This window comes from Bacteroides sp. 3_1_13, from assembly GCF_001185845.1.
Lineage (GTDB): Bacteria > Bacteroidota > Bacteroidia > Bacteroidales > Bacteroidaceae > Bacteroides > Bacteroides xylanisolvens.
Genome location: NZ_KQ236956.1, coordinates 178,950 through 204,212, shown reverse-complemented (window position 1 = coordinate 204,212; position 25,263 = coordinate 178,950). Strand labels below are relative to the sequence as shown.

The 25,263-nt window shown below is 45.9% G+C and carries 20 protein-coding genes, 2 pseudogenes and 1 riboswitch; of the genes and pseudogenes, 9 read left to right on the top strand and 13 right to left on the bottom strand.

Annotated features, from left to right (window positions below; genetic code table 11):
* Positions 1–36: 36 nt before the first annotated feature.
* The 9 genes and pseudogenes from HMPREF9009_RS13200 to HMPREF9009_RS13160 all read right to left on the bottom strand — a co-directional run bounded on the left by HMPREF9009_RS13200 (position 37) and on the right by HMPREF9009_RS13160 (position 10,072).
* A pseudogene (locus tag HMPREF9009_RS13200) lies at positions 37–341 on the bottom strand (nucleotidyltransferase family protein).
* Positions 342–606: 265 nt separating this feature from the next.
* Positions 607–1,077 carry an HU family DNA-binding protein gene (locus tag HMPREF9009_RS13190; RefSeq protein WP_049703314.1) on the bottom strand — a complete coding sequence of 157 codons (471 nt, stop codon included), beginning with the start codon at positions 1,075–1,077 and terminating at the stop codon, positions 607–609.
* Positions 1,078–1,292: 215 nt separating this feature from the next.
* Positions 1,293–2,210: a hypothetical protein gene (locus HMPREF9009_RS13185; protein ID WP_008644718.1), complete on the bottom strand. Its 918-nt coding sequence runs from the start codon at positions 2,208–2,210 to the stop codon at positions 1,293–1,295.
* Between the two features lie 237 nt (positions 2,211–2,447).
* Positions 2,448–4,175, bottom strand: a complete 1,728-nt coding sequence (locus HMPREF9009_RS13180; protein WP_229037672.1) for a DUF6562 domain-containing protein — start codon at positions 4,173–4,175, stop codon at positions 2,448–2,450.
* A 56-nt stretch (positions 4,176–4,231) separates the two neighbouring features.
* On the bottom strand, positions 4,232–5,278 hold the full coding sequence (locus tag HMPREF9009_RS13175; RefSeq protein WP_004314847.1) for a DUF6562 domain-containing protein: 1,047 nt from the start codon (positions 5,276–5,278) through the stop codon (positions 4,232–4,234).
* A gap of 6 nt (positions 5,279–5,284) precedes the next feature.
* Positions 5,285–6,118, bottom strand: a complete 834-nt coding sequence (locus HMPREF9009_RS13170; RefSeq protein ID WP_008771233.1) for a DUF3575 domain-containing protein — start codon at positions 6,116–6,118, stop codon at positions 5,285–5,287.
* A 157-nt stretch (positions 6,119–6,275) separates the two neighbouring features.
* On the bottom strand, positions 6,276–6,491 hold the full coding sequence (locus HMPREF9009_RS26205; protein ID WP_232313587.1) for a hypothetical protein: 216 nt from the start codon (positions 6,489–6,491) through the stop codon (positions 6,276–6,278).
* A 590-nt stretch (positions 6,492–7,081) separates the two neighbouring features.
* Positions 7,082–7,906 (bottom strand): annotated as a pseudogene (locus HMPREF9009_RS13165) (Rpn family recombination-promoting nuclease/putative transposase).
* 102 nt (positions 7,907–8,008) lie between these two features.
* Positions 8,009–10,072 (bottom strand): tetratricopeptide repeat protein, encoded by a 2,064-nt coding sequence (locus HMPREF9009_RS13160; protein ID WP_049702450.1) that lies wholly within the window; start codon positions 10,070–10,072, stop codon positions 8,009–8,011.
* A 75-nt stretch (positions 10,073–10,147) separates the two neighbouring features.
* Here HMPREF9009_RS13160 and HMPREF9009_RS13155 point away from each other — a divergent pair, with 75 nt between their 5' ends.
* The 7 genes from HMPREF9009_RS13155 to HMPREF9009_RS13115 all read left to right on the top strand — a co-directional run bounded on the left by HMPREF9009_RS13155 (position 10,148) and on the right by HMPREF9009_RS13115 (position 18,909).
* Positions 10,148–11,092 (top strand): DUF5106 domain-containing protein, encoded by a 945-nt coding sequence (locus tag HMPREF9009_RS13155; protein WP_049702449.1) that lies wholly within the window; start codon positions 10,148–10,150, stop codon positions 11,090–11,092.
* Between the two features lie 267 nt (positions 11,093–11,359).
* Positions 11,360–11,560: riboswitch (cobalamin riboswitch) on the top strand.
* Positions 11,561–11,742: 182 nt separating this feature from the next.
* Positions 11,743–13,785, top strand: a complete 2,043-nt coding sequence (locus HMPREF9009_RS13140) for a TonB-dependent receptor plug domain-containing protein (protein WP_049702448.1) — start codon at positions 11,743–11,745, stop codon at positions 13,783–13,785.
* Positions 13,786–13,808: 23 nt separating this feature from the next.
* Positions 13,809–15,782 carry a YncE family protein gene (locus tag HMPREF9009_RS13135; RefSeq protein WP_049702447.1) on the top strand — a complete coding sequence of 658 codons (1,974 nt, stop codon included), beginning with the start codon at positions 13,809–13,811 and terminating at the stop codon, positions 15,780–15,782.
* 36 nt (positions 15,783–15,818) lie between these two features.
* Positions 15,819–16,595, top strand: a complete 777-nt coding sequence (locus HMPREF9009_RS13130) for a DUF4465 domain-containing protein (RefSeq protein ID WP_049702446.1) — start codon at positions 15,819–15,821, stop codon at positions 16,593–16,595.
* A 235-nt stretch (positions 16,596–16,830) separates the two neighbouring features.
* Positions 16,831–18,204, top strand: coding sequence for a tryptophanase (locus tag HMPREF9009_RS13125; protein WP_049702445.1), 1,374 nt, complete (start codon positions 16,831–16,833; stop codon positions 18,202–18,204).
* A gap of 169 nt (positions 18,205–18,373) precedes the next feature.
* The gene (locus tag HMPREF9009_RS13120) at positions 18,374–18,676 is read left to right on the top strand and encodes a GNAT family N-acetyltransferase (protein ID WP_004316210.1); all 303 of its coding nucleotides are present in this window, start codon (positions 18,374–18,376) and stop codon (positions 18,674–18,676) included.
* 8 nt (positions 18,677–18,684) lie between these two features.
* The gene (locus HMPREF9009_RS13115; protein ID WP_004316209.1) at positions 18,685–18,909 is read left to right on the top strand and encodes a (4Fe-4S)-binding protein; all 225 of its coding nucleotides are present in this window, start codon (positions 18,685–18,687) and stop codon (positions 18,907–18,909) included.
* A 178-nt stretch (positions 18,910–19,087) separates the two neighbouring features.
* Here HMPREF9009_RS13115 and HMPREF9009_RS13110 read toward each other — a convergent pair whose 3' ends face one another.
* The 4 genes from HMPREF9009_RS13110 to mutY all read right to left on the bottom strand — a co-directional run bounded on the left by HMPREF9009_RS13110 (position 19,088) and on the right by mutY (position 22,895).
* On the bottom strand, positions 19,088–19,720 hold the full coding sequence (locus HMPREF9009_RS13110; protein WP_049702444.1) for a 4'-phosphopantetheinyl transferase superfamily protein: 633 nt from the start codon (positions 19,718–19,720) through the stop codon (positions 19,088–19,090).
* A 43-nt stretch (positions 19,721–19,763) separates the two neighbouring features.
* On the bottom strand, positions 19,764–21,116 hold the full coding sequence (locus tag HMPREF9009_RS13105) for a gliding motility-associated protein GldE (protein ID WP_049702443.1): 1,353 nt from the start codon (positions 21,114–21,116) through the stop codon (positions 19,764–19,766).
* Between the two features lie 77 nt (positions 21,117–21,193).
* Positions 21,194–21,673 carry a single-stranded DNA-binding protein gene (locus HMPREF9009_RS13100; protein ID WP_009039928.1) on the bottom strand — a complete coding sequence of 160 codons (480 nt, stop codon included), beginning with the start codon at positions 21,671–21,673 and terminating at the stop codon, positions 21,194–21,196.
* 181 nt (positions 21,674–21,854) lie between these two features.
* A complete protein-coding gene (gene mutY / locus HMPREF9009_RS13095; RefSeq protein ID WP_008644690.1) occupies positions 21,855–22,895 on the bottom strand; it encodes an A/G-specific adenine glycosylase in 1,041 nt (346 codons plus the stop codon).
* A 211-nt stretch (positions 22,896–23,106) separates the two neighbouring features.
* Between mutY and HMPREF9009_RS13090 the strand changes: the two genes are divergently transcribed.
* Together HMPREF9009_RS13090 and HMPREF9009_RS13085 are read left to right on the top strand one after the other, a co-directional pair.
* Positions 23,107–23,382: an HU family DNA-binding protein gene (locus HMPREF9009_RS13090; RefSeq protein WP_004300646.1), complete on the top strand. Its 276-nt coding sequence runs from the start codon at positions 23,107–23,109 to the stop codon at positions 23,380–23,382.
* Between the two features lie 283 nt (positions 23,383–23,665).
* A complete protein-coding gene (locus HMPREF9009_RS13085; RefSeq protein WP_004316204.1) occupies positions 23,666–25,240 on the top strand; it encodes an Rne/Rng family ribonuclease in 1,575 nt (524 codons plus the stop codon).
* Positions 25,241–25,263: the final 23 nt, after the last annotated feature.

Below are 25,263 nucleotides of genomic sequence, written 5' to 3'. Positions count from 1 at the left end.
AATCATTACTTCGGCTTCCTTCATCCAAGATTTCTCTCATAACACGACACCTTCATTGGTGACGTTAATATAAAAAGGGGGGGGAATGGGCGGTTCTCCCAAAGTTTTTTGAGCGTGACTATCGGGCTGATAGAGACTCCGGTTTTCAGTTCCAGTTCGTAAAGTGGCAGTGTGATAGATTCTTCGTCCTTCAATGTCATTTTCTCGCCGTCGAGCAGGATAAGCAGGTCAATATCACTGTCGCTACGCGCTTCGTTCCTTGCTTGCAAACCATATAAAATAGTTTTTGCCGTAGGAGCCACGCGACGTATAATCTCTCTTATTTGTTTCGTTTCATAAATTTTCCATTTATTATAATCAATGCTACGGGCAAAGATAACAATTCCGGTGCAGATTGTTCTGTCAAGAACCGATTATTTCCCCCGGCACACAAAGAAAGATTCGTTTCTCTCATCCGGCAGCAGGCTACAGCAGCGGCGAGTGAAAACGAATCTTTCATCTTAAAGGGTCGTGCGGCAATGCCGGAAGGAGCCTTTGGCAATACAGAAAAGTCCTTTTGCGGTGCAGGAACCCGTCCTTTTTATAGCACCGGAAAAGCATCCGGCTTTATGCTGCCGGATCGGGAGCCTCTCCTCCCCCTTCACCACCACCGCCACCTTCGCTGGGAGTTGTGGATTTTCCGCCCCATTCTTCCCAGAAGATATTGGAATCGACGAGGGAACGGGTGGTAACCTGGTTGTTGGATGAACGGCTCGTTTTAGGGATGAAGCGGACACGGACGCCGGTGATTTGCTTGGCAGTCACTTTGTCGGGGGAGTCCACTCCATTGCCCGAAGCAACGGCTGTGTAGTAGAATGTGCCCACGCCGTCGAGTTTGACGGTGCGGCCGTCTGCCATGTAGCTACCTAATACGCTGCCAAGGGACTTGAGCACGGCAAAGGTGTCGGCAGGGCTTACGGTGGATTCAATGGCAAGACGTTTTGCCACTTCGTCCGTCGTGACAGGTTTGCCAACGGTGATGGATTGCGGATACCACATTCCATTGATTTTCTGTTTTACTTTCTTGAAGAATCCCATAAGTTGATGTTTTTTACCTCTTCCCTGCCGCATCCCGATAGGACTAATACTCGGTGACGGACTTTGCTTATCTCGGTGACGACCTTTGCCTACCTCGGTGTCGGACTTAGCCTACCTCAGTGACGACCTTTGTCTGTCCGTGTCTGCAAGCATTTCCTGATGGGGTGCTGCAAGAAGGAAGCGTGATTAATAAATGTTGCGAATTATCTCAATTATCATATTTGCCGTTCCCCTCCGTATTCCGCTAGCGCGCAAAGCAGTTCGCCCAGTGCAAGGCCGCCGTTGAAGGCTGACACGTAGTTCTGCGTGTCGGTCACGTCCTCGTTGAAATGGTTGAGACGGTCGGTGATGGGGGAAAGAAAGAGGATAGGTTCGCCTGAGGTGCTGATTTTTACCACGCCGTGGGTGGTTTCGATGGAGTTTGCCGTATACCCTTCGGGGGCTGCAGCGGCAAATTCTTTAAGGGCTTGGGCGTCTATCGTGTCGTATGAACCGTAGTCGGTGACGTTGACGGAGCCTACTGCCGTGAAGGTGGACGCTCCTTCACACACGAGTTGCGGTGCGGGGAAGTTGGGCGGCGGGACAAGTTTGCATGCGCCGCCGGGGTAACAGTGCAGGCGGGCGTTGACGGTTTCGGCCAGACTGAACACGGCAGGGGCTACGTTGGAAGCGATGAAGGTGCCTACGCGGTCGTCGATAAGGTTGTGTTCCGGATCGGCATGGCTGTCGGGGTTTCCGTCGTGGATAAAGAAGTTGCCGCCGAGGACAACGGTTCCGTTATGGGTCACTGCCGGGTCGGGATAGTTGGCGGTGCTGACGCTGATGATGAGGTCGGCGGCATCGGCAGCAATGGCTTGCGGGAGCACTTTGTATTTTTCGAGGGAACTCGAAGTGTTGACTCCCGTTGCCATAAGGTCTTCGATGCAGCGGACTACGACTTGCAACGGTTCTTCTCCTTCTCGGGGAAGGGAGAAGACAGCACGGGGTTGGCTCATGCGGTTGTCTCCGTCGCACGGAGTGTTTATCACTTCAGGGAATGGTAAGGCGGCGGGACGCAGTTTGGGGTTGGTCAGGGCGTTGAGCACGGGTTCCGTTTCCCAGTTTTTGTTGATGATGACGAGTATCTTTTTCATAAGTGTGATGTTTTTTATGGTTGTTACCTTGATCAGTTGCGTCGCTTCCGGCAATTGCTCCTATCGAGGAAGGTATCCTATAAAGAGAAGTGATGTTCGCTTCTCAAGTCGGCGACAAGGGAAAAAGGACAAGGTTCATGATATTGCCGCCGACTGCATCCCCCAGCGGCTTGGGACGTATATGATGTAGGGGGACGGGATGGAGTGACCTGGATACCCCGTCCCCGTGTGTCATTCTTAAAAAGCGAGGATGGGGCGCACGGCGGAATCGGAGTTGTACCTGACATTATGCCAGCATTGCACAACGTTCGCCTGCTTACCCACAAACCACGTCCATATACCCGAATCGGAGTACGTCGAGGAAGAGAAGAATTTCTGATAGCTCCCATTCGGGATTGCGTCATAGTTCCCAGTGCCCAACGGTTCGAAATAGGCATTTATCTTACTTACGAGTTCTGTCTGATTACTCCATCTATACAGGTTGGGGGTTAGGTCGTTGCCTTCGTTTATGGCGTCATCCCAGCTTGGGAGACCGCCCAGATTGGCGGTAAAGTCATACCATTGACCTATGGAGGGCAAGTACCACCCCGTCGTCTTTTCGGGAGCCTGTACAACATAATCCTTCACGGCCTTGAAAGCGGGATAAAAATTTTCGAGTTCTTTGTTGTTTGCGGCCGCATAGTCGATTACCGTGGTGTAATTAAGTAGTCCGTTGATGTCTGCGTTGCAGGCAACTTTATCCGTGCATTTCGTCAGCTCGGAGAAATCGTGATCTTCCCCCCAACTCATAAGGCTTTTGGTTACGGTCTTCAATGACATGACCAGACCATGCGGCGTGGCAACGCCTTTTGCTGCCAACACCTGTTTTTCTTTGTCGCCGATGCGCGAGGGGTCGGTCTGGAAAACGATGCCGATGCAGGTCTTGTTCGCATCGAGGGCGGTAGACCATGTGCCGTCTGCATAATAGAAGTCACCCACCTTAACGATATCCGAAATATCCGTTGCATCCTGACTTACCCAGTCAGTGGTCATATCTACAGACAAAGTTACCGCCGGATCGTTTCCGACTGTAATCAGGTTTCCGGCAGCCCGTACCCAGTTGTTGCGTTTCAGGGGGATGTTGGCAGGAATGTCTCTATCGTTCATCGTTATGCTACCTGTCCCGGTAAACGTAAGTTTTATTCCGCCCAACGTGGCGTCGGCAGTGGTAAAGACATAATCGGAGAAGAGGATTTTGCAGTTGTTTCCATTGATAGTAATATCCGTGCCGTCCATTGAGGTTGTGATGTAGGTGGCATCGTAGGTAGCTGTCGGGCTTACCTCCTCGCTAAAAGCATTGAATTCTGACGGAACGGTGTATGTTGCCGTCATGTCTTTACATTTGCCTATCATCTCGGTGTTCTTTTCCGCAATCGTCACTTTCGTAAGCGGACGGACAAGCGTGGCGGTAAGGTCGTTCTTAGCCGTAGCGCCTTTGGTGAACGGTACTACTGCCGCAAATGCCTCACGTAGTTGGTCGGCGTATGTATAAGCAGCGGTGATGATAGTCACTTTCTTCAAGCCATCGGCATTATCAGTCTTGTAATACTTATCGGGATAGTGGTCGCCTGACACCGTTGCACCCGAAACGATGTAATCCGCCCAAAGCACGGCTTTGTAGTCACCTTGGTCTGCCAATTCAAAACTAAATGTAATGTTAGCGGCACCAGCCGTTACCAACTGCTCCTGGCGTACTCTTCGTGTAGAGCCATCTTTCGTCCACACTTCGAGGATGCAGCGCAGCGTATGGCCGGCGGGAAACGTAGCGGGGGCGGAAGCCCGTGTTTTTACAAAATCGGCAGGCATTCCGATGCTCATGCTTACTTGGTTGCTGTCCGCAGTCGGGGAAGCGTCGGTGTCGTCCTGACTGCACGAGGTGAATAGCCCTGCCAGAGCCATTAACCCGAAGAAAAGGTTCTTTTTCATACTTCTGTTCATCGTTTACTGTGATTAAATTTGTTTTATTATATTGACCTGTCATTTCAGAAAGAATCGAGGTCGATGTCTATCTCGTCGTCATATCCGGTGTCGATGTTGATGCCTCCCTGCATTTCGTTGGTGAGGAAGTTGCCTCGCAGGGTGGTGAGGTGTCCCCGCCGGTAGGGCACTTCCAGTCCCCGGGTACGCGACACTACCTTTCCGTTGGCGTCCGCCAATTCAATATTCAGGGGCACAAAGGATTCCGTGCCGTTCACGAAGATAAAGTCCGAACCTAGCGGACATTTCTCCGTGCCGTCGTCGGGGATGGTGAGAGGGGTGGAGAACGTCACGCCCTGCACGGAGTTCATCGGCTTGCCCGTGGCGGTGTTGAATCCTAACGGGAAATAGAACCCGTAGGAAAAGGTGACGGTGTAGGTGTTGTTGCCGCCTTCGGCATCGCGTTGCCGCTGTGTTTTTGCCAGAAACTCCTGCACGTCGGTGGCGATAATACGGTATTTTGCCAACGGGCGCACCATGTCGACTTTGGCTTGTACGCGGACGTTCCATTCGTCCCGGTAGGGGCGCAGGTCAAGGGTGGTGCTGCCGTAGAGGCAATCGCGGTAGCCAGTGCTTCCGGTGTAGGGCGTGGTGCAAGTTACTTGCTGCAAGTTCTCCGTATTATAATAGAGGTCGGTGGTCGTGCCTGCCACAACGTAGTCCGTCCATACGGCGAGGGTGTATTCTACGGCGTACAGCTTCAAATGGACAGGGAGCGTGATTTTCCCGTTGCCGGCTTCGTCGGCATTGTCCATGACGGTCACTTGCCGGGCTGCCGGTTTGCCGTCGCGCCATGCTTCGATGATGAAGCGGCGGCGGTAATCCGTTTGTTCTCCGGCACGGGCTTTTGTGATTCCGCGGTGTGCCTTGTTGGTGATGATTTCCAGTGGTAGGAGTTCGAGGTCGAGGGTCACTTCGGTACTGACCTCTACAAGCGTGGGGTCGATGCCTTCCTCACCGTCCGGTGTCATCGCGGGATAGTCGTGTACACAAGCGGCAAGGACGGTTGCCAACATGAAGGTGATAAATCCTATAGCATATTTCTGTTTCATAAGCCGTTACTTTTTAAGGTTGAAGCGATAGACGATAGAAAGCCCCATGCGGGTGATGCCCCAGTAGTTCTTCGTCCGTGTGTCTATCCGTGCGCCGTTGTCTATATTATAATAGGTGTCGTACTTCATGTTGGCATAGCCTGCACCGAGGGTAAATTCTCCCGCCCAATGTCCGCCGAGCGGCAACAGATAACCATAGCTGACGCCCGCGCCCAGCAACGGACGGTCGGCGTCTTGATAACGGTCGCGATTCCACTTCACATTGAACCAGCCTACGTGGGCATGAAGACCGAAGAAATGTCCCGAGCCGGGCTTCGAGAGCCAGTAACGGGCTTCGGGTTGCAGGGTGAAGGTCTTCACGGCATGTTTGCCGCTGATGTGCCACGGACACCACAATATCGGCAACTCTACGGAAAGATGCTTGCCGACCTGCACTTCCGCCGCCACGTTCATAATCGTGCCCGCCCAAGCGGCAAGGTTGGTTTTCACGCCAAGGTAACGACCGTTGGCGGGAAGTGAAGGCGAGGTAGCTGTAGAGGTGGAAGCGGTGGAAGAAGAAGGAGTAACTGAAGCAGAAGAAGCAACCGAAGTAGAAAGAGCAGTAGCTGCATCGGGTGCAACAGGTGCAGTAGCTGCATCCGGCACAACAGCCGTGGCAGCCACGGCGGAAGAGTCAACAGGCTCTTTGTCTCCCTGCAAGGCAACCGGAAGGGCTTCCTGTTGTTCCTGTCGCCTCGCCGCACTTGCAGGCTCTTGCCGGTTTTGCGGAATCTCGCTTTGGCAATCTTGGAAACCTCGGCAACCTACCACGACGACTTCTCCCCACAAGGGATGAGCCAACGGGTGGTTGAGTGTCCGGAAATGCCGCTCGCGCAGTCCGTAGTGGTCGATAAGATAGCCTTTCAGATTGTTGGCACGCCAGTAGGCGGCGCGCAGATTCGACTTTTCATCGTCCCAACTGCCGGAATAGCTCTGCACGTAGAGGGTGTCCTGACGTTTACGAAAGGTGCGCAGCCGTTTCTTTAACTTCCGCAACGACAGTCGGTTGTCCGCATATTCCGTCTTGAACATCCGGATACGTGAAGGATAGCGGAAAATAATCAGGCTGTCTGCCGGAAAGGGGGAAAGGACGGCAGCATCCGGCCGACCGCGCAAGGGAACAACCGATAGACATAGCAAAAATGCCAGTACAAAGTAACGGAATGTACTCCACGCTACGTTTTGTTTGTTTTTCATTCTCATACCTGTAACATAAGATTACAAAAGTTTATATACAAGAAAGGCGTAAGTGTCCGTATGCTTATCCGTCAATCGGGGCCTTCGCACTGCCCATACCGTAGATAAGCAACAGAACACTCACGCCATTGGCGTATATAAAGCTTGTGTATCGTCCCCCTCCCCTCTCCGGACGGAGGGGGAAGCGGGGGCGCAAACAGGCATCCATATAAACAATGGAACGTGAGCATTTGTTGCATTCATCTTCACGGTGACAAGTCAAAGGTGCGAAGTTTGATTGACGAAGATGATATTCTTCAAACGCTTTCCGTTATCTAAAAATCACGCCCTCTCTCACAAGGGCAGTGACAAAGATAAAGAAAAGCCGAAAAACAGCAAACAATATGAGCTAAACTTTTATTCGCTGGGGCAAAAATAATTATTTCAGCCCGATGAAGGACAAAATGAGAATGGACAGATTCATGGACAATATAGAGAAGAGGCTGTCAGGAAAAGGCTTGGCGCATACAAACAGTAAGGGCGACCCGTTTTTTAACGAGCCGCCCTTACTGTTTGTTATCTATTTTTTCACAATGCCTCAATTTCTTCAGCAGTAAGTCCCGTACATTCTGAAATTAAATCGATAGCCAAACCTTTGGATTTCATCATACGGGCGGACGATTCTTTTCCTCTCAACATACCTTTCTGTTCGGCAAAGTCCAACGTATTGAAATAATCGTTATAAACTTTCCATTCCTTCTCATATTGAGCTCTTTCCTCCGGAGTCATATTCGCTTTGGAGGCCATCTTCTCAAGTCGTTCAAAAACGGCTTTACGTGCCTTGAAAGGCATTCTATCAAGTGTATCCATATGCTTTAATACATAAATCCATCGTTCAAAATCGTTACTACACTCATCCTCTTCTTTGTCAAAGTTAGGCAGTTCGATAAAAATCTGCCGAAACTTGTTATTGAAAAGCTGTCCTGTATCCCGGTCGGAAAGGATTACATCAGTCCTTATCTTCGCAGGCATGTCCTTGTCAATCACAAAGTTCATAAAAAACACTCCGTATACAGCATCCAACCGGAAGTCCCAAGGACCGCTTTTAGCTTGTTGCGTAATCGCACGAGAGAGGTAGAAGAGAGCACGATCTTTAAAGTAAGGTTGCTCACGATTCTGCATTTCTACGATTATCCGTTCACCTGTGTCAGTCATACAGTAGATATCGTAGATAATCCCCCGTTCTGTTTTTACTTCCGGCTGCTATTCGTTGTTAAGGAACTGGATGTCGGTAATCACGTGCTCTCCAGAGAGCAAATCGTTCAAGAAGTCGATTAATAACTCCTTTTCTACCTCTCTGCCGAATAAAAACTTAAAGCCATAGTCGGTAAAGGGATTAATAAATCTTCCCATTATTAATGTATTGGTTGTGTATATTGACAACAAAGATAGACATTTTTTGTTTAATGATGAAAGTTCCGGGTTAATATTGCTGAATGACTGGAAGAACCGATTCTATAAATCTTCCCCTGCCATAATGTGACGGATTTCCGCATCAGTGTCCGAACCTTCGGGCAGACCAAGCTTCACACGGATGCGGTATCGGGTTTTGGACACACTTGCCACGCTGATGCCGAGCGTCCGCGCCAGTTCTTCGTTGGATTGCTTGAGCAGAACCAACATACAAAACAGTTCCTCGCTACGTGTCACCGCCGGACAGGCTTCACGAAGATGCAGCAGCGCCGACGGGTAGACGGACAAAAAGGCGTTACGGAAATCCTCTTCTTCCTTACGGGTGAGCAAGTGGGATTGCAGGCTTTCCATCACGCTGTCAAGTTCGCACGTGTTGCGGTGGCGCGCCTGGATATCAGAAAGCTGGCAGATAAGGGAGCGGTTGCGTTCGTACAAGTCCTGACGGGCGGCTATCAGTTCGTGAAGCCTGCTTTCCTGATCACGCAACCGTTCGTCAGCCCGCTCATGTTCCTGCGCCTCGAGCTGCCACCGGAGCCGCAGATTGCGGTGGCGCATCACCATCCAGCCGGCTATAAAAAAGACGAGTAGCAATGTACACACTCCGGCTATGAAATACACATGCAACAGGGTATCCTGAAGACGGACTTCGGCAGTCAGCAGAAGATTCTCCTGTTCTTTCTTCTGTGTTTCGAAACGGATATTTGCCGATGCCAACTGGCGTATCTTGTCTTTGCGGGTCACCGAATCTCTCATCACCCGGTATTCGGGAAAGACGGTGAGTATATCCGCTGCCCGCCCCGTGTGGCGATAGCCTTCCATTAACAATTCCGCCGCTTCCGAAGCAGGGTGAAGCTCGGATATATCTTTCAACTCGCCAATAGATTTCCGAAGCAGGGGGATTGCCTCCAACCATTTACCGGCGCGGACAAGGGTGGCACCGTAATAATAGTCATAATATGGCAGGCGATGACGGGGAACTTTACCTTCAAGTGCGGCAAAGCCTCTCAAAGCCACATTCACAGAGTCGGGAAAGGCGGCAAGGTAATACATCCGGTCTATCTGCACCATCAAATGATAGTAGTCGTTCTTCGTCCGGTCAAAGCAACTGTCGGCCTGCGCAAGAACCAGGAGTGCGGAGTCGGGGCGATTCAGATTGTTGTGTATCTCCGCCTTCGCAATGAAGAAACGACCTATCAAGTTATTGTCAACTTCGGCACGTGCCGGCTCGCCCGTTCCTACGGCACAATAGCGAAACGCTTCATCATAGAGCCCGAGCAGGCGGTAGGCTTCCGTCAGAATCTCCGCCACCACTAGCTTGCCGTGATAGCTGCCCGACTTCTCACATAGACGGATAGCTTCACGACAGAGGGAGATACTTTCTTCATACTTCCCCTGCTGAAGGTATATATCGGCAAGCCGCCCGATAGCTTGTGGATAAAGCCAATAGTTGCTTAGGCCCGAGCGTTCTGCCACTCGGCAGGCTCTACGGAAAGCGGACTCGGCACGAGTGCTGATAGTGTCGACACCCATATAGGTGATGCCTGCCGTAGCTGTACAAAATATCTCGCTCAACGGGTCGTTGTTCTCATCTTTCAGTGCCATCGCCCGGTTGAGATAGTCCACCGCCTCCGCATGGCGGTCGAGCGCCATAAGCATCTGCGCCTTTACCACCCACAGTTCCCTGCGGCAATAACGGGAGACAACAGGGTGTTTCGCCCGCTCCAACGAATCAAAATACTGATAGCCGGACTCAAAGTTCATCATCAGATTGAAGTATATCATTAACCGGCGGAGAGATTCGGAAGATAAACGGCGCAATTCTTCGGTAGTGAGCACATCGTCCACCGGAAGCCGGAACACGGAATCTAGCGGCGGGAAAGCCAGCCTTTCCTTCTCCTCCTTAATCAAGCGGATACCACGCCCCAATGTACAAAGACTGTCGGCATAGAACGTGGGAGAAACGGCAGGATGTTCCCGCTGCATGTCAGAAGGTCGGTTGCAACTCCATACAGCCGTCAGCATAAAAAAAACAAAGAATATGTAGGTGGATTTAATCATAGATATGCATTGTATGTTTGTTTGCCGACACAAATATAGCATTTTCATTAAAACAGTGCATTTTCACACATAGTTTTTTTATCTTTGCTCACCGATAGTAAATTGAAAACAATTCAGCAAGTTATGAGAACAAATATAAATCTTATCCCAGTCTTCTGTATTCTACTGCTTTGCGCTTGCAAAAGCGGGAATGCATCCAGCCAAAACTCCAAAGAAGCTCCCAAAGATACCATCACCTCCTTTACGCTACCTGCCATCCCGCCAATGCTGACAGCACCCGAGCTACGGGCAGATTTCCTAGTAAAGCACTATTGGGATAACGTAAACTTTGCCGATACCAATTATGTCCATCATCCCGAAGTGACCGAACAAGCTTGGGCGGACTATTGTGATATACTGAACCATGTTCCATTGGAAACTGCACAGCAAGCTATGCAGAAAACAATCGAACGGACAAATGTGAATAAGAAAGTATTCACTTACATCACCGACTTGGCAGACAAATATCTGTACGACCCTAACTCCCCGATGCGTAACGAAGAGTTTTATATCCCTGTACTGGATGCCATGTTGGCTTCTCCCGTACTGGAAGAAATAGAAAAGGTACGTCCCAAAGCCCGTCGCGAACTGGCTCAGAAAAACCGTATCGGAACCAAAGCACTGAATTTTAACTATACATTAGCTTCCGGCGCACAGGGTTCTCTTTATCAACAAAAATCGGACTATACCTTATTATTTATCAATAACCCGGGATGCCATGCCTGCACGGAGACAATCGAAGCATTAAAAAACGCCCCTATCATCAATCAACTTCTGGAACAAAAGAGACTAACAGTCCTCTCCATTTATCCCGACGAAGAGTTGGACGAATGGCGAAAACACCTAAATGAATTCCCAAAAGAATGGGTTAACGGATATGATAAGACCTTCGCTATCAAGGAACAACAACTGTATGACTTGAAAGCCATCCCTACCCTCTACCTTCTAAACAAGGATAAGACAGTACTTCTGAAAGATGCTCCCGCGCAAACCATCGAAGAATACCTGCTAATGAAAGGCGAACAATAAGCCCCCACGCCGCCCACACACGTGCCCATGCCACACCGCCCACGCCGCATGGTCTCCCGGCCTCGTTTTTTCAGCGTCAAGCGCAGGTGTTTTCTTCGGCGTCAAAAAGGGCAGACTGTTTGAGCGTAGCGAGTTTCTGCCCTTTAGCCGAAGGAAGCACCGGAGTAGCTGAAAAAACGCAGCCTTGATCCTTTCTTTTTGGTTCTTTCTCTTTCGTATCAAGACGAAAGAAAAAGAACATCCCTTTGGAAAAAACAAATAAACTCCCTATCTTTGTCGCGCATTGGTTTGCGACTCCTATGCGGGGGAAGCAATTAAAAGGGAATCAGGTGCAAGTCCTGAACAGTCCCGCTGCTGTAAGTTCCATACAAGTTACAAGCAATTCACTCATTGCCACTGGAGACCAATCCGGGAAGGCGTTTGTAACAGGAATAAGTCAGAAGACCTACCATGCAAATAAGTTTCACTGCTTTCGAGGAAAAAGCGTTGAGTCTAATGAACCGGACAAATCGTCTATCATTTCATTCATCACTCTGATTCAGAGAAAGTGTGTTAAAACGGATAAACTCTGCCAAGTTTATTTATGCGTGTCCGGTCGAAGGGATTTCGCCCGGACACTTTTAAACAACAACAGACTGAAAAAGGAATAAATGAAGAAAAGAACATTTAATAAAGTGATCTTTGCAGCATTCAGCTGCCAATTCTTATCCATACCACTTTTTGCACAACAGCAAAAGGTAGATACGACACATACATATTCTATTCCCGAAATAACAGTATCAGATATCTACCAGACCCGCGAAATACGCTCAACCGCTCCCCTGCAAGTCTTCTCCAAAGACGCCCTGAAAAACCTGCACGCCCTGCAAGTCTCCGACGCGGTGAAACACTTTGCCGGAGTGACCGTAAAAGATTACGGAGGTATCGGCGGACTGAAAACAGTATCCATACGAAGCCTGGGAGCCCAACATACCGCTGTCGGTTATGACGGAATCACCCTGACCGACTGCCAAACCGGACAAATAGATATCGGGCGTTTCTCGCTCGACAACGTAGACCGCCTTTCTCTAAACAACGGGCAAAGCGATAACATCTTCCAACCTGCCCGCTTCTTCGCGTCAGCAGGCATATTGAATATACAGACACTCACGCCGCTATTCACCAAAGGCAAAAAGACCAATATAGCCGGAGCTTTCAAAACCGGCTCCTGGGGATTAATCAATCCCTCCCTGCTACTGGAACAACAATTCAATAAGACATGGAGCATGTCAGCCAATGGCGAATGGATGTCCTCCGACGGACATTATCCGTACACACTACATTATGGAAATGCGGCAGAAGACCTGTCCTCACGTGAAAAACGAAAGAATACAGACGTACAGACATTCCGTGCCGAAGCCGGACTTTACGGCAACTTCTCCGATAAAGAACAATGGCGGTTGAAAGCCTACTACTTTCAGTCCTCCCGGGGACTACCCAAAGCTACAACCTTCTATAACGACCATTCCACACAACACTTGTGGGATAAAAACACATTCATACAAAGTCAATACAAGAAAGAATTCAGCCGGCAATGGGTGTTCCAAACCTCTGCCAAGTGGAATTGGAGCTATCAACGTTATCTGGACCCCGATACCAAGAACTCTTTAAAGAAAACGGAAAACAGCTATTACCAGCAGGAATATTATCTTTCCGCTTCTGTACTATACAGACTGTTGAGCAACCTCTCTTTCTCACTTTCCACAGATGGAAGCATCAACACCATGAACGCCGATCTAGCCAACTTTGTACACCCCACACGTTACTCATGGCTAACAGCATTCGCCGGAAAATACGTAAATGACTGGTTAACAATCTCCGCATCCGCATTGGCAACCGTTATCAATGAAGATGTGAAGAAAGGCGGTAGTGCCGGCAATCACCGTAAGCTAACCCCTTATGTAAGTGCCGCTTTCAAACCTTTCCAGCATGAAGAATTCCGCATCCGCTTCTTCTATAAAGACATTTTCCGTCTGGCAAGTTTCAACGACTTATATTACGAAGAAGTAGGCAACACCCAACTAAAGCCGGAAAAGGCAAAACAATACAACATCGGACTGACATACAATAAAAATGCATGCCCGTTCCTACCCTATCTGTCAGTAACCGTTGACGCTTATTATAACAAGGTAACAGATAAAATCATCGCCTACCCTACCAAGAACCTTGCCGTATGGAGCATGAAGAACCTGGGTGAAGTTGACATCAAAGGCATTGATGCCACAGGAAGCCTGTCCCTCCAACCTTGGGATAAAATACGCATCAACCTCTCGGGTAACTACACATACCAACGAGCTTTAGATGTCACCCCGCCCGATCCGAACACGTATGAATCGACATACAAACATCAAATAGCCTACACTCCCCGCGTCTCCGCTTCGGGACAGGCAGGCGTCGAAACACCGTGGATCAATCTGTCTTATTCATTCCTTTTTTCCGGAAAACGCTATGCGTTAGGACAAAACATTGCCGAAAACCGATTGGATAGTTATAGCGACCACAGCATTTCTGCAAACCGTGACTTTCAGATCAGAAAAATCACTACCTCTTTCAGCGTAGAAGTATTGAACCTGATGGATAAGAATTACGAGATTGTGAAATATTTCCCAATGCCCGGACGATCCGTAAGGGCGACAATAAAAATAAGATATTAACTATTATAAAGTAAGATATTGACGTGAAAAGGAAACTAATATATATATTCTCGTGCTGGCTGTCATTCCTAATCTTATTCGTGGCATGTGATGATATGGAGGACAAACCCTTCACATCAGGCATTATAGGCGATCCGACAGAAACGGGTACCGCCGAATTATATGTATTATGCGAAGGACTGTTCAATCAGAACAATAGCTCGCTGGCACGTTTTTCTTTCGGCAACCAGCAAATAGTTCGTGACTATTTCAAAGCAGTCAACCGCCGGGGATTAGGAGACACAGCCAATGACATGGCCATCTACGGAAGCAAGATATATGTGATAGTCAATATCTCCAGTACGGTAGAAGTGATAGACTTTCGTACGGGAAGCTCATTGAAACAGATTCAGATGTTGGCAGAAAACGGAAATTCCCGTCAACCACGCTACATCGCTTTTCACAAAGAAAAGGCATACGTATGTTCATACGATGGAACCGTTGCACGTATAGACACAACCTCCCTATCCATAGAAGCTATCACATCAGTGGGACGCAACCCCGACGGTATTTGTGTACAAAACGAAAAGTTATATATTTCCAATTCCGGCGGGTTGGACTATTCATCAGGACTGGGGGTAGACAACACGGTATCTGTTGTCGATATTGCCACATTTAAAGAAAGTAGCAAACTAACAGTAGGCCCGAATCCCGGTAAAATAGTAGCAGGGCCGGACGAAACCGTTTATGTAGCCACCCGTGGCGAAGATGTAGAAGCCGGCGATTATAACTTCGTCAAGATAGACTGCCGGACAAACAAAGTCACTCAATCTAACGAGAAAGTACAAAACTTTGCCATCGATGGAGAGATTGCTTATTTATACAATTACAATTATAACACACAGACCTCTTCTATCAAGATGTTCAATCTGAAAACAGAAGAGACAATCCGTGAGAATTTCATAACTGACGGAACAGTGATAAAAACGCCATACGGCATCAACATCAATCCTTACAGCAACAATGTATATATCACCGAAGCCCGTGATTACACCACCTATGGAGACTTACTTTGTTTCAACCAACAAGGACAACTCATGTTCCGTCTGAACAACATCGGACTTAATCCGAATACAATTGCATTCAGTGACAAAGCCTCACAAAGCGATATTGATGACAACGATGATGATAAGGAAAATCCTCTGGCTTTCGCCAATAAAGTATGGGAATATCGCCCTGCGCCCGGACAGTTTATCAACACTACCACTTCAGCATATAAGGAGGGCTTTACTTATGATGAGATACTAGAAGAAGCAACCCGCAGAATCCAGCAGAAATCACTCCTTACATTGGGAGGATTCGGCGGTTACATTGTTTTAGGATTCCCACAATCCATTCCGAATGTAACAGGAGAGTATGACTTCAAGATAAAAGGCAATGCCTACTACAACTCCAAAACCGGAACAGGAGCATTGGGCGGAAGTGCAGAACCGGGAATCGTATTTGTATCTAAAGATGTAAATGGCAATGGAAAGCCTGACGATGAGTGGTATGAATTGAAAGGAAGCGAATACGGGAAAGACACAGAAACACGCGGATATGAGATAACCTATCACCGCCCGAATCCAGCCAACCTAAAAGTTTTTTGGAAAGACAATCAAGGCAACGAAGGATATATCTTCCGCAACAGCTTCCATAACCAGGAATCATATTATCCACTTTGGATAGAAAGTGATGAAATCACATTCCAGGGAACACGTCTAAAAGATAATGCCGTTTTGGAGAATGGATTATGGGTAGGATATTGCTATCCGTGGGGATATGCAGACAACCATCCTAACAGCAAGGAAGGAAGTAATTTCAAGATAGATTGGGCTGTGGATAGTAATGGCAGTCCGGTAGACTTGGATCAAATCGACTTCGTGAAGATTATGACCGCAGTCAATCAGGATGCAGGACAAATGGGTGAAATATCAACCGAAGTTACCACCATTGAGAACTTACATTTCAAGAAATAATCAATAATTAATTAATAACTAAAATCAGAAAAGAACATGAAGAAATTATCTTTATTATTACTGTTATCAGTATTTGTATTTTGTGGCTGTAGCGATGATGACGATGATATAAAAAACGAAGTGGTTGTCAGCTTTGAAAAGAAATTAACTGATGCTGAGAGTGAATTTGCCCCAACAGGTAATCAACCGACAGGTTATGATGTTTTCGAGACGAATATCAAAGATAATCAAAGTTTAATTGAGTGCAATCATTATTACGCAGCATGGGGATTCGCTGGAGGATTTACTTACACCAACAAAACAGACATTAGCACTCCTGGCTCTAGTAATAATAGCGCCATAACAGGAAAAGGTAAAGATGGGACAACTTATCTCACTATATATACCAATAGCTACAATACTGCAAAACTTACCAATCTTAAAGGAGAATATGGATTTAAAGGAGCGTGGGTTACTAATGCAACTTATGCATATTTAGCTGTCAAAAACGGAGATGATGGAAGCGACCCATCTTATGTAAAAAAATTCACCAATGATGATTGGTTTAAAATAACAGCAGTCGGTTACAAAGCAAATGACAATGAAATAGGAAGAGTAGATTTCTACCTTGCCGACTTCAGAAACGGAAAAACCGAAATTGTAAACACATGGAAATGGTTTGATTGGAGTAGTATTAAAGATGCTGATTATATCAAATTTGAAATGAGCTCCACAGATAATTCAGAATATGAAAATGAAGAAGGAGTATTAGTTTCTTCTATGAACACACCTTCCTATTTCTGCCTTGATGGTATTACACTCATCGAAGACTAAATAACCAACTTGTTTGATTGATTGAGATTAACATCAATCGACCGCATAATTTTAAAGAGCCGGATATTCTTTTAAGAAATCTGGCTCTCTTTCTATTGACTCACTACATTTTGATATATTACCAGCCCATAGAGAAGTAAATCCAACAACTCTCACTAACAAAAAGACACTATATATTTGTTAATCACACAAATTTTATCTACATTCGTCGTTCAAAACTATTAAATCTACGACAATGGAATTACCTTTTGCTGAATCATGGAAAATAAAGATGGTAGAACCCATCCGAAAAAGCACACGTGAAGAACGCGAGCAATGGATTAAAGAAGCACATTATAATGTCTTTCAACTCAAATCAGAACAAGTTTATATCGATCTCATCACCGATTCCGGAACCGGAGCGATGAGCGACCGTCAATGGGCGGGAATAATGCTAGGCGATGAAAGTTACGCCGGAGCAACCTCTTTCTTTAAGTTGAAAGAGATGATTACGAAACTGACAGGATTTGAATATATCATACCTACCCATCAAGGACGTGCCGCAGAAAATGTGCTTTTCTCTTATCTCGTGCATGAAGGAGACATTGTACCCGGCAACTCACATTTTGACACCACCAAAGGACACATCGAAGGACGCCATGCCACCGCATTAGACTGCACTATCGATGCAGCAAAACATACCCAACTGGAAATCCCGTTCAAAGGAAATGTAGACCCTGATAAATTGCAGAAAGCCCTGACAGAATATGCAGAACGAATTCCTTTTATCATCGTAACCATCACCAACAATACAGCCGGAGGACAACCCGTATCCATGCAAAACCTGCATGAAGTACGTGCCATTGCTGACAAATACGGCAAACCCGTACTTTTCGACTCTGCACGCTTTGCTGAAAACGCCTATTTCATCAAGATGCGCGAAGAAGGTTACCAAGACAAAACCATCAAAGAAATCACACGGGAAATGTTCTCTCTAGCCGATGGCATGACAATGAGTGCCAAGAAAGACGGAATCGTCAATATGGGTGGATTTATCGCCACACGACGTTCAGACTGGTATGAAGGCGCAAAAGGTTTCTGCGTACAATACGAAGGCTATCTCACCTATGGAGGAATGAACGGACGGGACATGAACGCTCTTACCATCGGCTTGGATGAAAACACCGAATTCGACAATCTCGAAACACGTATCAAGCAAGTGGAATACCTGGCAAAGAAACTGGATGAATACGGAATTCCTTACCAACGACCGGCCGGAGGCCACGCCATCTTCATTGATGCACCTAAAGTACTGACGCACGTTCCCAAAGAAGAATTCCCGGCACAGACGCTGACCATAGAACTTTATTTGGAAGCCGGTATCCGTGGATGCGAGATCGGTTATATCCTCGCCGACCGTGATCCGATAACTCATGAAAATCGTTTTAACGGTCTTGATTTACTCCGCCTCGCCATTCCCCGCAGAGTATATACAGACAATCATATGAATGTAATAGCCGCTGCTCTCAAAAATGTATATGAACGTAGAGAAAGCATCACTCACGGAGTGCGTATCGCCTGGGAAGCGCCTTTAATGAGACATTTCACAGTTCAATTGGAAAGATTATAAACTTAGAAAAAATAACAAATATCAGTTGAAGAAGTAATAGAAAGGGATTGAAAAGACCAGTGCCAGTATGAACGGGCAATACTTTCTCCATTAACAAGAATAATTGTTTGCATAAAACAAAAGTGTTTCCCAAGTGTTTATATTATAATCGAACTTAATACGTAAAATTATGGCAGAAGATTATAAATTAATAGACAACGAAGAAAAACATCGATATGAATTTCAGATCGATGGCAAAATAGCCGAAATAGACTATATCAAATCAAATAATGGAGAAATATACCTTGTACATACAGAAGTACCCGCCTCATTAGGCGGCAAGGGAGTAGGATCACAACTTGCAGAAAAAGCACTGACAGACATTGAACGACAAGGTTTACGCCTGGTACCGCTTTGCCCGTTTGTAGCCGGATATATTCACAAACATCCGGAATGGAAGCGCATTGTAATGCGTGGTATTCATATTAAATAAATACAGATATGGAAAAGAAAATAGAATACACCAATGGTGAACTGACCATTATATGGAAACCGGAATTATGCCAGCATGCCGGAATATGTGTAAAGATGCTACCCAATGTCTATCATCCTAAAGAAAGACCCTGGGTGCAAATAGAAAATGCGACAACGGAAGAATTAATTGCACAAATCAGTAAATGTCCGTCAGGAGCATTGAGCTACCGACTTAACAAAAAAGAGAAGTAAACCAACCATAAAAGAACCTGTCTGAAAAGCCGTGAGTTCATAAAATCATGAGGGCGTCCGAATATAAAGTGAACCCCGAAAGTCATACAAAAACTTTCGGGGTTTATTTATTATGTCAAGACATCACACATTACAAAGAAAAGAGAAACAGGTAGAGGCACTTCATTTCCTCCCCCATTCAACTCAATGTCCATGTCAGTACAAAGTCCGGGCAGATACGATAACCGACAGAGTAAAGTTCCTGCTGCTCCGTCGCCAACTCCTGAACCTGAAACGTTCCTTGCTCTTGAGGAATAAAATGCGTCAAACGGAGTTTACGAAGGTCAGCGTCAGCGTTTTCCATCCGTTTAAAAACAGCTTCTTTTGCCGACCAATGCAATAACAGTCCCCAAGTCATATCTCCCTGATAAGGTTCCGTTTGTTCGTCAGAACGGATATACCTATCGGATACCTTGTGAACGCGTTGAGCATATTGCTCAATATCAATGCCTGCCTGAGTGAAAGAAGCAAGCATCACAGCTACATAACCTTTCGTATGAGAAATACTGATGAAAAAAGAATGATCCGTCAGATACGGTTTTCCTTCGGGAGAATAACCGATTTCCTTATCCTCCTGCAACATAGCATACAACAAAACACGAACGGACAACCATTCCATCTTACGGCGTTCGGAGACAAAACGATTCAATTCCTGTTCACAGAACACTCTTCGCGCATCCGGCAAAAGAGCCAACAGAGCATCCAAAGACTCTTCCATCTTCCAGACAGCCCACTGTATATCATCCGTCTTATGTTGCAGAAATAACGCCATCTTACGTTTGCTTGATTATGCTTTCAAAATTATGATTCCAAGATTATTCCTTCTCTACCGAGCCTTCCATATCCTTCGGCAGAATTGTAAACTTCACTTTCAGGATACGACGACTATCCATTTCGAGCACTTCAAATTCATAATGGTGATAAGTCACTTTCTCATGCAATGCCGGGAATTCACCTTTAATTTCGAGCAACATACCCGCCAATGTATCCGCATCTCCCACCACCTTTTCAAACTCGTCTTCGTCTACTTTCGCAATCTTATAGAAATCCGTCAACTGCGTCTTCGCTTCAAATATCCAGGTATGGTCATTCAAGACAACGTATGTACGTTCTTCATCATCATATTCATCGTGAATCTCACCTACAATCTCTTCGATAATATCCTCCATCGTCACCAGTCCGGAAGTTCCTCCAAACTCATCCACAACAATGGCAATATGAATCTTATTCGCCTGGAAGTCACGCAACAGATCATCAATCATCTTTGTTTCCGGCACAAAATAAGCCGGACGGATCAATGACTGCCAACGGAAATTATCCCCCTTGTTGACATGAGGCAGCAAGTCTTTAATATACAATACCCCCTTGATATTATCCCGCGAACCGGAATAGATAGGAATACGCGAATAAGCATTTTCAATGATACATTGCATCACCTCCTTGAAAGAGGTACGGATATCCAGATCGACCATATCCAGACGTGATGTCATCACCTCCTTCACAGTTTCACCGCCGAAACGGATAATACCCTCCAAGATATTATTCTCTTCAGAGAGTTCCGCTTTATCTGTCAGCTCCAATGCGTGCGACAGTTCGTCGACAGAAATATTATGGCTCTTCTTTACAAAATGTTTATTCAGAAAAGTAGTTGAACGTACAAGCACAGTAGCCACCGGACGGAACAGCTTTTCCAGAAAGTAAATCCCCGGTGCCGAAAAACGGCAAAAAGCCAAAGTCTTCTGTGCCGAATAGATTTTGGGCATGATTTCGCCGAACAACAACAATAGAAAAGTCAGGATGACGGTCAGTATCAAGAACTCTGCCAATGGAGAATGAAAAACAAATACATTCATAAAGAAGAAGTTGCAGAGCATGATAATGGTTACATTCACAAAGTTGTTCGTAATCAATATCGTTGCCAGGAGGCGTTCTGAATCCCCCAACAGGGCACTTATTTTTTCATCGGAAGGATGATTCTGTTCATCAATATCATTCCGATCGGAAGGAGTAAGTGAGAAAAAAGCTATTTCGGAAGCCGAAGCAAAGCCGGAAGCAAGCAGGAGTACACCTGCCAATACTATGGCAATAATAGCAGAGATAGAAGGAGTGTTTACGGTAATACCGTTGAAAATGTCAGCCAATTGGCTTAAATAACCATCTGAGTCCAAAGAGTCTATATTTTAATTAAACAAAAGATAATGTGCCAAGAAGCTCGCGAAAACCTATTGGCACACTATCACATTATCTAGAACGGCAAATCATCTGCCGGATTATCTTGTGCGGGTTGTGCCTGCGACTGCTGCGCTTGTTGCGGCTGGCCGGCAACCGATTGTTGCTGTTGCCCCGTAGTCGGTTGTCCGGAAGCAGAAGCTCCTGCACCCGGATTAGCTCCTTTCGGAGACAGCATTTCCATATTATCCACATAAATTTCGGTGATATAACGCATAGCACCCGACTGGTCGCTATAAGAACGTGTTCTTATCTTTCCTTCCAGATACAGTTTGTCACCTTTGTGCACATACTTATCCACAATCTCCGCCAAACGGTTGGATGCAACGATATTATGCCACTCTGTTCTTTCGGGAATCTGGGTTCCATTAGCCAACGTATATCCACGATCCGTTGTAGCCAACGGGAAAGTTGCTACTGCCGAACCTGTATCGAAGTATTTTACCCGAGGATCTTGTCCTACGTTTCCTATCAATATCACTCTATTTACTGACATATCTGTATCAAGTTTATGATTCTTAAAATTAAATCTGCTGCCAAAATTAAACAGAATAACAATAGGATGCAAGATTTTAAGTATAAAATCAAGTATTAAGTTTTAAGTATTAAGTATTAGGCTGCGCCATAAACTGCATGGGTAATACTCAATACTTATTACTTAATACTTATTCTAATGCTTATTCTAATGCTTGTAGCAAGTCTTGTACTAATTTAGAAACAGCGTATTGCTCCAGTTCGTCCACCCTTATTTTCAGGAAATCACTGAAAGAAGTCAAATTTTCAGACAAGGTCACTTCATATAGATTAGCATAGATAACCCGGTGAGACAATACATGCTTCACCTCCCTGCAAACCGAACGTACCACCGGTACTTCCCCCGGCGCAAAGAGTGCACGAAATTCCGGTAAAGTCAAAAAATCTTCTTCCGAAAGAGCCGTCGGAGTTTCTATCAAGGGCAGTTCGAACAGATTTTTCCAAATATCATTGCCCGTCCGTTTATTTATAAAGGTATACGCGCCCGCACGTACATAAATATAATTAAAGTAACGGTTCGTTGTCTTTGTTTTGTGTTGCTTCACCGGAAGTTTTGCCACCAAGCCTTTCGAAAGTGCCGAGCAACTGCCCACCAACGGACAGAACAAACAATCAGGCGACTGCGGAGTGCACTGAATCGCCCCGAAATCCATTATTCCCTGATTGTAAACAGCCGGATGCTTCTTATCCAGCATCTCATCCGCCAATGCTGCAAAGAGCTTTTTTCCTTCTGTCGAATCAATCGGAGTATCGATGCCGAAATAACGGGAAAGCACCCGGTACACATTACCGTCCACTACCGCATAAGGCATACCGTAAGCAAACGAACAGATCGCTGCCGCTGTATACTCCCCCACTCCTTTCAGAGCCAGCACTTCCGGATACGTTTCCGGGAAAACCCCATTCATGCTTTTGGCGGCGGCATGAAGATTGCGGGCACGTGAGTAATATCCCAGTCCTTGCCAGTATTTCATCACTTCATCCTCCTCCGCAGCGGCTAAAGTCCGCACATCGGGAAAACGTTTGATAAAACGAAGAAAATAATCATACCCCTGCGCCACCCGCGTCTGTTGAAGAATGATCTCCGAAATCCAGATCAGATACGGATCGGCAGACTCCCTCCAGGGCAGTTCACGTTTATTCTCTTTATACCACTCTACAATCGTTTTAGTAAACTCGTTCATATCCTCGTTCCTAGTGTATTATCTAACATTTATCTTGCCTATCCTATCCAAAAGGCACACAAAAGTAACTCTTTTGGTTCTAAGAAAACCCTATGCCACTATTTTTTTAGAAAAATGTGCAGAATATATTTTTTTAGGAGCTTAAAAAGCTATATATTTGCAGTCCAAAAAATTAGCAATAACATAGTAATAATATTTTTTTTAAGGAAAAATGACTAAAGCAGATATTGTAAACGAGATTACAAAGAAAACTGGAATTGATAAGCAGACAGTTCTTACAACAGTTGAGGCATTTATGGATGCAGTAAAGGATTCATTGTCTAACGATGAGAACGTATACTTGCGTGGGTTTGGTAGTTTCGTAGTAAAGAAAAGAGCACAAAAGACTGCTCGTAACATTTCTAAAAATACTACGATCATTATTCCGGAGCACAACATTCCGGCTTTCAAACCGGCTAAGACATTTACAATTTCAGTAAAGAAATAATAAACAAGAGTATTAACCCATAAAATGTGAAGCTATGCCAAGCGGAAAAAAGAAAAAAAGACATAAAATGTCTACGCACAAGCGTAAAAAAAGACTAAGAAAGAACAGACATAAAAGCAAAAAATAATTTTTAAGTCTGGATCACACAGAAATAAAGAACAAACTTGCGAAGCTAATGTCTTTCAAGTTTGTTCTTTGTTTAAGTAGCTAACCCAAAATGAACAATTTGTCAAAAAAGTTGTTCATATAAATGAGATTCAATCAATAATAAGGAAACAAAACAGTGACAAGTGAACTAGTAGTTGACGTACAGCCCAAAGAGGTCTCCATCGCCCTTCTCGAAGATAAGAGCCTGGTGGAACTTCAAAGCGAAGGAAGAAATATTTCTTTCTCTGTGGGCAATATGTATTTGGGACGTATCAAGAAATTGATGCCCGGACTGAATGCATGCTTTGTAGACGTTGGTTACGAGAAAGACGCTTTCCTTCATTATCTGGACTTGGGTCCTCAATTTAACTCACTCGAAAAGTTTGTAAAGCAGACTTTAAGCGACAAAAAGAAGCTGACCTCCATCAGCAAAGCAACCCTGCTTCCCGATCTTGACAAGGATGGAACAGTATCCAACACCCTCAAGGTAGGACAAGAAGTAGTGGTGCAAATCGTTAAGGAACCGATCTCCACTAAGGGACCGCGACTGACGTCCGAAATTTCGTTTGCCGGACGCTATCTCGTACTGATCCCTTTTAATGACAAGGTTTCTGTTTCACAAAAAATTAAATCGAGCGAAGAACGCGCCCGCCTGAAACAATTGCTGATGAGCATCAAGCCGAAAAACTTCGGTGTCATCGTCCGCACGGTAGCCGAAGGCAAACGCGTAGCCGAACTCGACGGAGAGCTTAAAGTCCTGGTTAAGCATTGGGAAGATGCGATGGTAAAAGTACAAAAAGCCACCAAGTATCCGACGTTGATTTATGAAGAAACCAGCCGCGCCGTAGGTTTGTTGCGCGACCTCTTCAACCCTTCTTTTGAGAATATTCACGTCAACGACGAGGCTGTGTACAATGAAATTAAAGACTATGTATCACTGATTGCGCCCGACCGGGCTAATATCGTGAAACTGTACAAAGGTCAACTTCCCATTTACGACAATTTCGGTATCACCAAGCAGATTAAATCATCGTTTGGTAAAACAATCTCTTACAAGAGTGGTGCCTATCTGATTATTGAGCACACTGAGGCGCTTCACGTAGTAGACGTGAACAGCGGTAACCGCACCAAGAATGCCAACGGGCAGGAAGGTAACGCACTCGAAGTAAACCTGGGAGCCGCCGACGAGCTGGCCCGCCAATTGCGATTAAGAGATATGGGTGGTATCATTGTCGTGGACTTCATCGATATGAATGAAGCCGAAAACCGTCAGAAGCTTTATGAACGAATGTGTGCCAATATGCAGAAAGACAGGGCACGGCATAATATTCTGCCGCTTAGCAAATTCGGGCTAATGCAGATTACACGCCAACGTGTGCGTCCGGCAATGGACGTCAACACGACCGAAACCTGCCCCACTTGCTTCGGCAAAGGCACTATCAAGTCGTCCATTCTTTTTACGGACACTTTGGAGAGTAAAATTGATTACCTGGTCAATAAACTGAAGGTTAAGAAATTCTCGTTACACGTCCATCCGTATGTTGCCGCTTATATCAATCAGGGACTCGTTTCCCTGAAACGGAAGTGGCAAATGAAATACGGATTCGGTATCAAGATTATTCCAAGTCAAAAACTCGCATTTCTGCAATATGTGTTCTATGATACACATGGAGAGGAAATCGATATGAAGGAAGAAATCGAAATCAAATAAACAGAAAAGGCGGCCCGGTCAAA

Excerpts from the sequence above, each read along its gene's own strand:
- HMPREF9009_RS13120 (WP_004316210.1), top strand. The coding sequence starts at position 18,374 with ATGGCAGAAGATTATAAATTAATAGACAACGAAGAAAAACATCGATAT.
- HMPREF9009_RS13140 (WP_049702448.1), top strand. The coding sequence starts at position 11,743 with ATGAAGAAAAGAACATTTAATAAAGTGATCTTTGCAGCATTCAGCTGC.
- HMPREF9009_RS13115 (WP_004316209.1), top strand. The coding sequence starts at position 18,685 with ATGGAAAAGAAAATAGAATACACCAATGGTGAACTGACCATTATATGG.
- mutY (WP_008644690.1), bottom strand. The coding sequence starts at position 22,895 with ATGAACGAGTTTACTAAAACGATTGTAGAGTGGTATAAAGAGAATAAA.
- HMPREF9009_RS13110 (WP_049702444.1), bottom strand. The coding sequence starts at position 19,720 with ATGGCGTTATTTCTGCAACATAAGACGGATGATATACAGTGGGCTGTC.
- HMPREF9009_RS13090 (WP_004300646.1), top strand. The coding sequence starts at position 23,107 with ATGACTAAAGCAGATATTGTAAACGAGATTACAAAGAAAACTGGAATT.
- HMPREF9009_RS13155 (WP_049702449.1), top strand. The coding sequence starts at position 10,148 with ATGAGAACAAATATAAATCTTATCCCAGTCTTCTGTATTCTACTGCTT.
- HMPREF9009_RS13180 (WP_229037672.1), bottom strand. The coding sequence starts at position 4,175 with ATGAAAAAGAACCTTTTCTTCGGGTTAATGGCTCTGGCAGGGCTATTC.
- HMPREF9009_RS13160 (WP_049702450.1), bottom strand. The coding sequence starts at position 10,072 with ATGAAAATGCTATATTTGTGTCGGCAAACAAACATACAATGCATATCT.
- HMPREF9009_RS13125 (WP_049702445.1), top strand. The coding sequence starts at position 16,831 with ATGGAATTACCTTTTGCTGAATCATGGAAAATAAAGATGGTAGAACCC.
- HMPREF9009_RS13185 (WP_008644718.1), bottom strand. The coding sequence starts at position 2,210 with ATGAAAAAGATACTCGTCATCATCAACAAAAACTGGGAAACGGAACCC.
- HMPREF9009_RS13100 (WP_009039928.1), bottom strand. The coding sequence starts at position 21,673 with ATGTCAGTAAATAGAGTGATATTGATAGGAAACGTAGGACAAGATCCT.
- HMPREF9009_RS13175 (WP_004314847.1), bottom strand. The coding sequence starts at position 5,278 with ATGAAACAGAAATATGCTATAGGATTTATCACCTTCATGTTGGCAACC.
- HMPREF9009_RS13130 (WP_049702446.1), top strand. The coding sequence starts at position 15,819 with ATGAAGAAATTATCTTTATTATTACTGTTATCAGTATTTGTATTTTGT.
- HMPREF9009_RS13190 (WP_049703314.1), bottom strand. The coding sequence starts at position 1,077 with ATGGGATTCTTCAAGAAAGTAAAACAGAAAATCAATGGAATGTGGTAT.